Annotated in this window: 8 protein-coding genes and 1 pseudogene; 6 read left to right on the top strand and 3 right to left on the bottom strand. The window is 69.2% G+C overall.

Annotated features, from left to right (window positions below; translation table 11 throughout):
* Both ARC20_RS00775 and trxA read right to left on the bottom strand, forming a co-directional pair.
* Nucleotides 1-338, bottom strand: a pseudogene (locus ARC20_RS00775) (transcription termination factor Rho); the annotation flags it as partial.
* A gap of 236 nt (nt 339-574) precedes the next feature.
* Nucleotides 575-916: a thioredoxin TrxA gene (trxA, locus tag ARC20_RS00770; protein ID WP_057642868.1), complete on the bottom strand. Its 342-nt coding sequence runs from the start codon at nt 914-916 to the stop codon at nt 575-577.
* A 197-nt stretch (nt 917-1113) separates the two neighbouring features.
* Here trxA and rhlB point away from each other — a divergent pair, with 197 nt between their 5' ends.
* The 6 genes from rhlB to rpoH all read left to right on the top strand — a co-directional run bounded on the left by rhlB (nt 1114) and on the right by rpoH (nt 7245).
* Nucleotides 1114-2835, top strand: coding sequence for an ATP-dependent RNA helicase RhlB (rhlB, locus tag ARC20_RS00765; RefSeq protein ID WP_057642871.1), 1722 nt, complete (start codon nt 1114-1116; stop codon nt 2833-2835).
* 77 nt (nt 2836-2912) lie between these two features.
* The gene (gene ftsE / locus ARC20_RS00760) at nt 2913-3599 is read left to right on the top strand and encodes a cell division ATP-binding protein FtsE (RefSeq protein WP_057642866.1); all 687 of its coding nucleotides are present in this window, start codon (nt 2913-2915) and stop codon (nt 3597-3599) included.
* Nucleotides 3596-4540 carry a permease-like cell division protein FtsX gene (gene ftsX, locus ARC20_RS00755; RefSeq protein WP_057642864.1) on the top strand — a complete coding sequence of 315 codons (945 nt, stop codon included), beginning with the start codon at nt 3596-3598 and terminating at the stop codon, nt 4538-4540. The genes ftsE and ftsX overlap by 4 nt, the downstream gene beginning before the upstream one ends.
* Nucleotides 4541-4547: 7 nt before the next feature.
* Nucleotides 4548-5390, top strand: a complete 843-nt coding sequence (locus tag ARC20_RS00750; RefSeq protein ID WP_057642861.1) for a response regulator — start codon at nt 4548-4550, stop codon at nt 5388-5390.
* On the top strand, nt 5387-6109 hold the full coding sequence (gene ung / locus ARC20_RS00745) for a uracil-DNA glycosylase (RefSeq protein WP_057642860.1): 723 nt from the start codon (nt 5387-5389) through the stop codon (nt 6107-6109). Before ARC20_RS00750 ends, ung begins: the two co-directional genes overlap by 4 nt.
* 260 nt (nt 6110-6369) lie before the next feature.
* Nucleotides 6370-7245 carry an RNA polymerase sigma factor RpoH gene (rpoH, locus tag ARC20_RS00740; RefSeq protein WP_057642856.1) on the top strand — a complete coding sequence of 292 codons (876 nt, stop codon included), beginning with the start codon at nt 6370-6372 and terminating at the stop codon, nt 7243-7245.
* A 54-nt stretch (nt 7246-7299) separates the two neighbouring features.
* Here rpoH and ARC20_RS00735 read toward each other — a convergent pair whose 3' ends face one another.
* On the bottom strand, nt 7300-8601 hold the full coding sequence (locus tag ARC20_RS00735) for an NAD(P)/FAD-dependent oxidoreductase (protein WP_057642853.1): 1302 nt from the start codon (nt 8599-8601) through the stop codon (nt 7300-7302).
* Nucleotides 8602-8776: the final 175 nt, after the last annotated feature.

Here is an 8776-nt window from a genome sequence, read left to right as displayed (position 1 = left end):
ACCCGGTCGCGGCGGTTGCCGCCCTGGCCCTGCTGGTTGTTCTGGTTCTGGTTCTGGTTCTGGTGGTTCTGGTGCTGCGCGCGCGGCTGGCCACCTTCGCGCGGCTCGCCGGCGCCGCCTTCAGCGGCGGGGGCGGAGGCCGGGGCGGACGGGGCTTCGGCGGCGGCACGCGGCGCCTCGGCCGGCGGGCTCGGCGGCAGCGGCAGATCGGTCTGCGGCGTGCTGGGAGCGGTATCGCTGGCGCCTTCGGCGGCGGCCTTGCTCACGCGGGTCTTGCGCACGCGCTTTTCGACGGGGGCGTCGACGCTCCCGGTTTCGGAAGAAGTATTCTCGGACAAGTGCTTGATTCCTCGCTTGTATATGCGAGCGCCCGGCTGAGGGGCGAGCTTTGGGGTGGTCGGGGAGTCTGGAAGGAGTTTCCAGCGGGGTGCGGCGCACGCGAGGTGGCCGGATGGACTGACGTTAACACCGCCCCAGCAAGGGGCGCAAGCGGCGGAGCGCCGCATGATTCAAGTGCCGGCAGGGTGCCGGCGGGCGCCGTCCGGCCTGGCCGGGCGGCGCCACGGGCAAAGCCTCAGGCGACCGCGCCGCCCAGGCTCTTGTCGATCATCTGGGTCAGCTGGCCCTTGCCGACCGCGCCGATCTGGGAGGCCTGGACCTGGCCATCCTTGAACAGCAGCAGCATCGGGATCGAACGCACGTGGTACTTCACGGCCAGGGCGCGGTTCTCGTCCACGTTGACCTTGGCCACCTTCAGCTTGCCGTCGTACGCGCTGGCCAGCTCGTCCAGCACCGGGGCGATCATCTTGCACGGGCCGCACCATTCGGCCCAGAAATCCACCAGCACCGGCTCGCCCGATTGCAGGACGGCGTTATCGAAGTCGGCTTCGCCGACATGTAGAACCTTGTCGCTCACTTTGGTCTCCTGGGAACCCGGGCTGGACCCCAAACCGGGTCCGGCCGCCACATTGCGGTAAACTGGGGCATTGCGCGGCGGAATCAAGTCACTGTCTGAAGCCGCGCTGTCCGGTGCAAGGGACGCAGTTTGCGACCCTGCCGGAATCGATGCAAGCCGCGCCCGGACTGCTCCAGGCGCCTCAAGAAGACGGAATGATGAGCGATAAACCGCTGACCGATTTGACTTTTTCCTCGTTCGACCTGCACCCGACGCTGCTCTCGGGGCTGGAGGGCGCAGGCTTTACCCGATGCACGCCGATCCAGGCACTGACGCTGCCCGTGGCACTGGCTGGACGCGACGTCGCGGGCCAGGCCCAGACCGGCACGGGCAAGACCCTGGCCTTCCTGGTCGCGGTGATCAACCGCCTGCTGACCCGCCCGGCGCTGGCCGACCGCAAGCCGGAAGACCCGCGCGCCCTGATCCTGGCGCCGACCCGCGAGCTGGCCATCCAGATCCACAAGGACGCGGTGAAGTTCGGTGCCGACCTGGGCCTGCGCTTCGCGCTGGTCTACGGCGGCGTGGACTACGACAAGCAGCGCGAGCTGCTGCAGAAGGGCGTGGACGTGATCATCGCCACCCCGGGCCGCCTGATCGACTACGTCAAGCAGCACAAGGTGGTGTCCCTGCACGCCTGCGAGATCTGCGTGCTGGACGAAGCCGACCGCATGTTCGACCTCGGCTTCATCAAGGACATCCGCTTCCTGCTGCGCCGCATGCCCGAGCGCGGCACCCGCCAGACGCTGCTGTTCAGCGCCACCCTCAGTCATCGCGTGCTGGAGCTGGCCTATGAACACATGAACGAGCCGGAGAAGCTGGTCGTCGAGGCCGAGACCATCACCGCCGCGCGCGTGCGCCAGAAGCTGTACTACCCGGCGGACGAAGAGAAGATCCCGCTGCTGCTGGGCTTGCTGTCGCGCAGCGAAGGCGCGCGCACCATGGTGTTCGTCAACACCAAGGCGTTCGTCGAGCGCGTGGCGCGGGCGCTGGAGCGTGCCGGCTACCGCGTCGGCGTGCTGTCCGGCGACGTGCCGCAGAAGAAGCGCGAGACCCTGCTCAACCGCTTCCAGAAGGGCCAGCTGGAAATCCTCGTCGCCACCGACGTGGCCGCCCGCGGCCTGCACATCGACGGCGTGGACTACGTCTACAACTACGACCTGCCGTTCGATGCCGAGGATTACGTCCACCGCATCGGCCGCACCGCGCGCCTGGGCGCCGAGGGCGATGCGATCAGCTTCGCCTGCGAGCGCTACGCGATGGGCCTGCCGGACATCGAGGCCTACATCGAGCAGAAGATCCCGTCCGAGCCGGTGACCAAGGAACTGCTGACCGCCCTGCCGCGCCCCGAGCGCGCGCCGGTGGCGGCGGGCGAGGACGACGGCGAGAACGAAAGCGTCGGCGCGATCTTCCGCGAGGCGCGCGAAGCGCGTGCCGCCGAGGAAGAGCGTCGTGGCGGCGGCCGTTCGGGCAGCCGTTCCGGCGGCGGCAGCCGTTCGGGCAGCGGCGGTGGCCGCGGTCGCGGCGAGCGTCGCGAAGGCGGCAGCGATGACAAGTCGCGTCGCCCGCGCAAGCCGCGCGAAGAAGGCGAGGGTGCAACCGCCGAGGGCGCCAGCGCGCCGGCCGCGGCCCCGCGTCCGCCCAAGCCGGTGGTCGAAGGCGCCGAAGCCCAGGGCGAGCGCGCGCCGCGCAAGCGTCGTCGTCGTCGCCACGGCAAGCCGGTCGATCCGGTGGCCGCCGAGGCCGCACGCGCGACCCAGCCGCCGGCGTCGCCGCGCAAGCCGATCCAGGTCATGGCCACCAAGTCCGCGCCGGCCGCGAACAACGGTTCGTTCCTGACCCGCCTGGGCCGCAAGCTGCGCTCGCTGGTGTCCGGCGGCTGAGGCCGCCGGCGGACGGACGCGACGGTTGGGGCGATTGCCGGCGGTGCAATCGGTGGTCGCTCCGGCATAATTGCTGAATGACCGTCCTGCGCTTCGACAACGTCAGCAAGCAATACGCCGGGGGCCACCAGGCCCTCGTCGACGTCAGTTTCGAAGTGGGTGCCGGTGAAATGCTGTTCGTCACCGGCCACTCCGGCGCGGGCAAGAGCACGCTGCTCAAGCTGATCCACCTCAGCGAACGCCCCAGCCGCGGCGCGGTGATCTTCGGCGAACGCAACCTGCTCAAGGTGCGCGGCGGGCGCGTGGCGCTGCATCGGCGCGACGTCGGCGCCGTGCACCAGGATCATCGCCTGCTGCACGACCGCAGCATCGCCGAGAACGTCGCCCTGCCGCTGATCCTGCGCGGCACCCGTCGCGCCGAGATCGGCAAGCGCGTGCGCTCGGCGCTGGAACGCATCGGCCTGGCCGACCGCGAGAAGGCGCTGCCGGCGCAGCTGTCGGCTGGCGAGCAGCAACGCGTGGGCATCGCCCGCGCCATCGTCTCCGAACCGCGCCTGCTGGTGGCCGACGAGCCCACCGGCAACCTCGACCCCACCCTGGCCGCGGAAATCATGCAGCTGTTCGCCGAACTGCCCGCGCGTGGCACCAGCGTGCTGGTGGTCAGCCACGACCTGGCCCTGCTCAAGCAAATGCGCAAGCGCGTGCTGGTGCTCGACCACGGCCGGCTGGTGGACGACATCTCGCCGCAGGACCTGGCCGAATGAATCAACCCGCCCCGCACGCCGCGCCGTCGCGCCTGTCGGTGTGGTTCGACCACCACCTGCACAGCATTGCCTTCAGCCTCGGCCGCGCGCTGCGCAAGCCGTGGGCGACCCTGCTCACCATCATGGTGATGGCGCTGGCCCTGGCGTTGCCGCTGGGCCTGTCGATCGCGCTGGACAACGTGCGCCTGCTCGCCGGCAGTGTGCAGCAGACGCGCGACATCAACGTGTTCCTCAAGCACGACGTCGATACCGCCGCCGCCCAGGCGCTGGCCGAGCAGTGGCGTGGCCGCGGCGATGTCGGCGCGGTGACGCTGCGCACGCCGGCGCAGGGCCTGGCCGAACTGCGCGAGAACGCGCACCTGGACGAGGCGATCGACGCGCTCGGCGAAAACCCGCTGCCGACGCTGCTCATCGTCACCCCGGCCGCCGGCAGCGATGACGCGGCGCTGGCCGGCGCCCTGCAGGCCATCCCGCAGGCGGATCTCGTGCAGCACGACGCGGTATGGCGCCAGCGCCTGGACAACTGGCTGCACTTCGGCGCGCGCCTGGTGCAGGTGCTGTCGGTGCTGCTTGGCCTCGGCGCGGTATTGGTGGTGGGCAACACCGTGCGCCTGGACATCCAGGGCCGGCGCGAGGAAATCGGCGTGCTGCAGCTGCTCGGGGCCAGCGATGGCTTCATCCGCCGCCCGTTCCTGTACCTGGGCGCGTGGTACGGCCTGGGCGCGGGCATCGTCGCGCTCGGCCTGCTGGCCGTGGCCGGCATCGCGCTGCGCGCGCCGCTGGCCGCGCTGGCCGACAGCTACGGCAGCCAGTTCGCGCTGCACGGGCTGGACCTGTTCCATGGCGGGATGGTGCTGCTGGGTACCGTCCTGCTCGGTTGGCTCGGCGCCTGGCTGGTGACCGGACACTTCCTGCGTCAGACTCGCCCGACCGAGACCTGAGGGCCGCATGCGCAATCCCGATCTCAAGCATCTGATCAGCGACGCGCCGCGCGTCATGGTGGTCGATGGTTCCAAACTGGTGCGCAAGCTGATCGCCGACGTGCTCAAGCGCGAGCTGCCGGCGGTCGAAGTCGTGGGCTGCGCGAGCATCGGCGAGGCGCGTGACGCGCTGGCGGCCGGCGCGGTGAACCTGGTGACCACCTCGCTGTCGCTGCCCGATGGCGACGGCCTGGCGCTGGCGCGCAGCGTGCGCGAGGCGGCGGGACAGGCCTACGTGCCGGTGATCGTGGTGTCCGGCGATGCGCAGCAGCACCTGGTGGAGCGTCGCTTCACCGAGTACGTCACCGATTATTTCGACAAGTCGCTCGGCCACGAGGCCCTGGCGACCTTCATCCGTGGCTACGTGCAGCCCGAGCCGGTCGTCGGCGCCACGGTGCTCTACATCGAGGACAGCCGCGTGGTGGCCGAGGCGACCAAGCGCATGCTCGAGCGCCAGCAGCTGAAGGTGCTTCACGTCATCACCGCCGAAGAGGCGTTTTCGCTGCTCACCGCCGAGTCGCTGGGCCGCACCGAACGCCGCGTGGACCTGGTGCTGACCGACGTCACCCTGAAGGGCGAGCTCAACGGCCGCGACGTGGTCGAGCGCATCCGCGTGGATTTCGACTACGGCAAGCGCCGCCTGCCGGTGCTGGTGATGACGGGCGACAGCAATCCGTACAACCAGTCCGAGCTGCTGCGCGCCGGCGCCAACGATCTTGTGCAGAAGCCCATCGAGGAACGCCTGCTGGTGACCAAGGTGCTGTTCCAGCTGCGCCTGGCGCGGCTGGACGACCAGGTCGTGATGCTGTGACCGAAGCGGAACGGATCCAGCTGGAGCCGTCGTGGAAGGCGCGGGTGGGGGACTGGCTGCTGCGGCCGGAGATGCGTGAGCTCTCCGCGTTCCTGCGCCAGCGCAAGGCCGCCGGCGCGCATATCTTCCCGCCCGGCCCGCAGATCTTCGCCGCGTTCGATGCCACGCCGTTCGAGCAGGTCAAGGTGGTCATCCTCGGCCAGGACCCGTACCACGGCTACGGCCAGGCGCACGGGCTGTGCTTCTCGGTGCAGCCGGGCGTGCCGGTGCCGCCGTCGCTGCTGAACATCTACAAGGAAATCGAGACGGACCTCGGCATTCCGCGACCCGACCACGGCTGCCTGCTGCCCTGGGCGCAGCGGGGCGTGCTGCTGCTCAACGCGGTGCTCACCGTCGAGGAAGGCCGTGCCGGCGCCCACCAGGGCAAGGGCTGGGAGGGCTTCACCGACCATGTGGTCGACGTGCTCAACCGTGAGCGCGAGGGCCTGGTGTTCCTGCTGTGGGGCAGCTACGCGCAGGCCAAGGGCAAGGTAATCGACCCGCGCCGGCACCGGGTGCTCAAGGCGCCGCACCCCTCGCCGCTGTCCGCGCACCGCGGCTTCCTCGGCTGCAAGCACTTTTCGGCCACCAACGAGTACCTGGCCCGCCGCGGCGCCGGCCCGGTGGACTGGCGCCTGCCGCCCCGCTCGGCCTTCTCCGACGCCCTGCCGCCGGGCTGAACTTTCGGCCCTCGCCGCCGGTCCATGAAGGGGTCGCGGAACTGCCTTCCGCGCCTCACGCCGGTTGAACGCCCCCTGCGTACACTGGGCGGCCCTTGAAAACGTTCCCGCAGCCTCCAAGTGAAGTATGTCATTGATTTTCATGACATAGAGGTTGGAACAATGGCTTCGGATGCCGGGCCGTCGTTCTGATGGTGAAACACTGAGGAACTTTCCACCCCTTTAGCAGTCCAATTGGGTGACTGCTAAGATGAGGCCCTATGAGCCAGAACACCTCTACTGCCCTTGTGGCAAACAATCTCCCGATCCCCAGCGCGCTCGGCTCGCTGGACGCCTATATCGGTGCCGTGCACCAGATCCCGGTGCTGTCGGTGGATGACGAGCAGGCGCTGGCACGTCGCTTCCGTGATGGTGAAGACCTGGATGCGGCGCGCGAGCTGGTGCATTCGCACCTGCGCTTCGTCGTGCACGTGGCCCGTGGTTACAACGGCTACGGCCTGCAGCTGGGCGACCTGATCCAGGAAGGCAACATCGGCCTGATGAAGGCGGTCAAGCGGTTCGACCCCGACATGGGCGTGCGCCTGGTGAGCTTCGCCGTGCACTGGATTCGTGCCGAGATGCACGAGTTCATCCTGAAGAACTGGCGCATCGTGAAGGTCGCCACGACCAAGGCGCAGCGCAAGCTGTTCTTCAACCTGCGCAAGTCCAAGACCCGCCTGGGCTGGCTCAATGCCGCCGAGGTGAGCGCCGTCGCCAAGGACCTCAACGTGTCCGAGCGCGAGGTGATGGAGATGGAGTCGCGCCTGTCCGGTCGCGATATCGGCTTCGATGCGCCGTCCGACGAGGATGACGACCACGCCCCGCCGTCGCCGGCGAGCTACCTGGTGGCCAACGACGAGGATCCGTCGCAGGCCTACGAGCGCCACGACAGCGAAGACAACCAGCTGCAGCTGTTGCGAGAAGGCATGGCCAACCTGGACCAGCGTTCGCGCGACATCATCCGCCGCCGTTGGCTGGACTCGGAGTCGAAGGTGACGCTGCAGGAGCTGGCCGACGAGTACGGCGTGTCGGCCGAGCGCATCCGCCAGATCGAGGCGAACGCGCTGAAGAAGATGAAGGCCCTGTTCGTCGCCTGATCTTCGGCTCGAAACGTATTGAAGCGAAAGCCGCCCCCGGGCGGCTTTCTGCTTTCAGGAGGGATCGCGGGGTGGCAGCCGGGTGACGTCGTCGTCCGGTGGTTCTTCCGCCTCACCGAAGATGATCCGTGCCGCGCGCTGGTAGCTCCAGTACGCCATCGCCCAGTTCACCAGCACCACGAAGCGGTTGCGGAAGCCGATCAGGAACCACACGTGCGCGGCCAGCCAGAACCACCAGGCGACCACGCCGGAGAGCTTGAGCTTGCCGAAGTGCACGATGGCCGCCATGCGTCCGATCGTGGCGAGGTTGCCGAGGTCCTGGTAGTGGAACGGCGTGGTGGCTTCGCCGCGCAGTCGCGCGCGGATCGAGGCGGCGATGTGCTTGCCCATCTGCTTGGCTGCCGGTGCGACGCCGGGGACCGGTGCGCCGTTCTCGCGCTTCACCGCGGCGAGGTCGCCGCCGACGAAGATTTCCGGGTGGCCCGGCACGCTGAGGTCCGGCTCCACCACCACGCGGCCGGCACGGTCGCAGGGCACGCCCAACAGCGCGCCCAGGGGTGAGGCCGCCACGCCGGCCGCCCACACCACCGTGCGTGCGGGAATCCACTCGCCGCCGAGCTGGAAGCCGGTGCCGTCGATATGCGTCACCGGCGTGCCGGTGACCACCTCCACGCCGAGCCGTTCGAGCTGCCGCTGCGCACTTTCGGTGAGATCCGGCGGGAAGGAGGCCAGCACCCTTGGGCCAGCCTCCACCAGCCGCACCCGCGCCAGGCGCGGGTCGATGTGGCGGAACTCGTTCCTGAGCGTGTGCCGGGCGATCTCCGCCAGCGTGCCGGCCAGCTCCACGCCGGTGGGCCCGGCGCCGACGATGGCGAAGCTCAGCCACGCCGCGGACGCTTCCGGATCGGTTTCCGCCTCGGCGCGTTCGAAGGCCATCAGCAGCTTGCGCCGCAGGTACACCGCGTCGTCCAGCGTCTTCAGGCCCGGCGCGTGGCGCGCCCATTGGTCGTGGCCGAAATAGGCATGGGTGGCGCCGCTGGCGAGCACGAGATGGTCGTAATCCAGCGTGGCGCCGTCGCCGAGCCGGACCTGGCGCGCATCCGGGTCCAGCGCCACCACTTCGCCCAGCCATACCTCGACGTTGCGCTGGTGGCGCAGGATATGGCGCAGCGGCGCGGCGATATCCGGCGCGGACAGGCCGGCGGTGGCGACCTGGTAGAGCAGCGGCTGGAACAGGTGGTAGTTGTGGCGATCCACCAGCGTGATGCGTACCGGTGCATCGGCGAGTGCGCGCGTGGCCCACAGGCCGGCGAAACCACCGCCGACGATGACCAGGTGGGGGTGGCCTTCGTTCATCGGATACCGCGGGGGAGAGGCTGCATGGGGGTGCGCTTCTGGAAACGGTCGCCACAGCCTACCGCAGCCACACTCACGCGCTGTCATGGAGTCGCGCGCGGAACGTCATGCGAGTTCGGGCATCATGGGGGTCGTGCGCATGCCAAGGAACGCCATGAACACCCTCTCCGCCACA

The sequence above is a fragment of the Stenotrophomonas panacihumi genome (assembly GCF_001431645.1).
GTDB lineage: Bacteria > Pseudomonadota > Gammaproteobacteria > Xanthomonadales > Xanthomonadaceae > Stenotrophomonas_A > Stenotrophomonas_A panacihumi.
The sequence above is the reverse complement of the archived record's forward strand: the minus strand, read 5'-3'. Positions and strand labels throughout refer to the sequence as shown.

Bases quoted from the DNA above. Each gene is read 5' to 3' on its own strand.
- ftsE (WP_057642866.1), top strand. From the start codon at position 2,913: ATGACCGTCCTGCGCTTCGACAACGTCAGCAAGCAATACGCCGGGGGC.
- ARC20_RS00750 (WP_057642861.1), top strand. From the start codon at position 4,548: ATGCGCAATCCCGATCTCAAGCATCTGATCAGCGACGCGCCGCGCGTC.
- rpoH (WP_057642856.1), top strand. From the start codon at position 6,370: ATGAGCCAGAACACCTCTACTGCCCTTGTGGCAAACAATCTCCCGATC.
- ftsX (WP_057642864.1), top strand. From the start codon at position 3,596: ATGAATCAACCCGCCCCGCACGCCGCGCCGTCGCGCCTGTCGGTGTGG.
- ARC20_RS00735 (WP_057642853.1), bottom strand. From the start codon at position 8,601: ATGAACGAAGGCCACCCCCACCTGGTCATCGTCGGCGGTGGTTTCGCC.
- rhlB (WP_057642871.1), top strand. From the start codon at position 1,114: ATGAGCGATAAACCGCTGACCGATTTGACTTTTTCCTCGTTCGACCTG.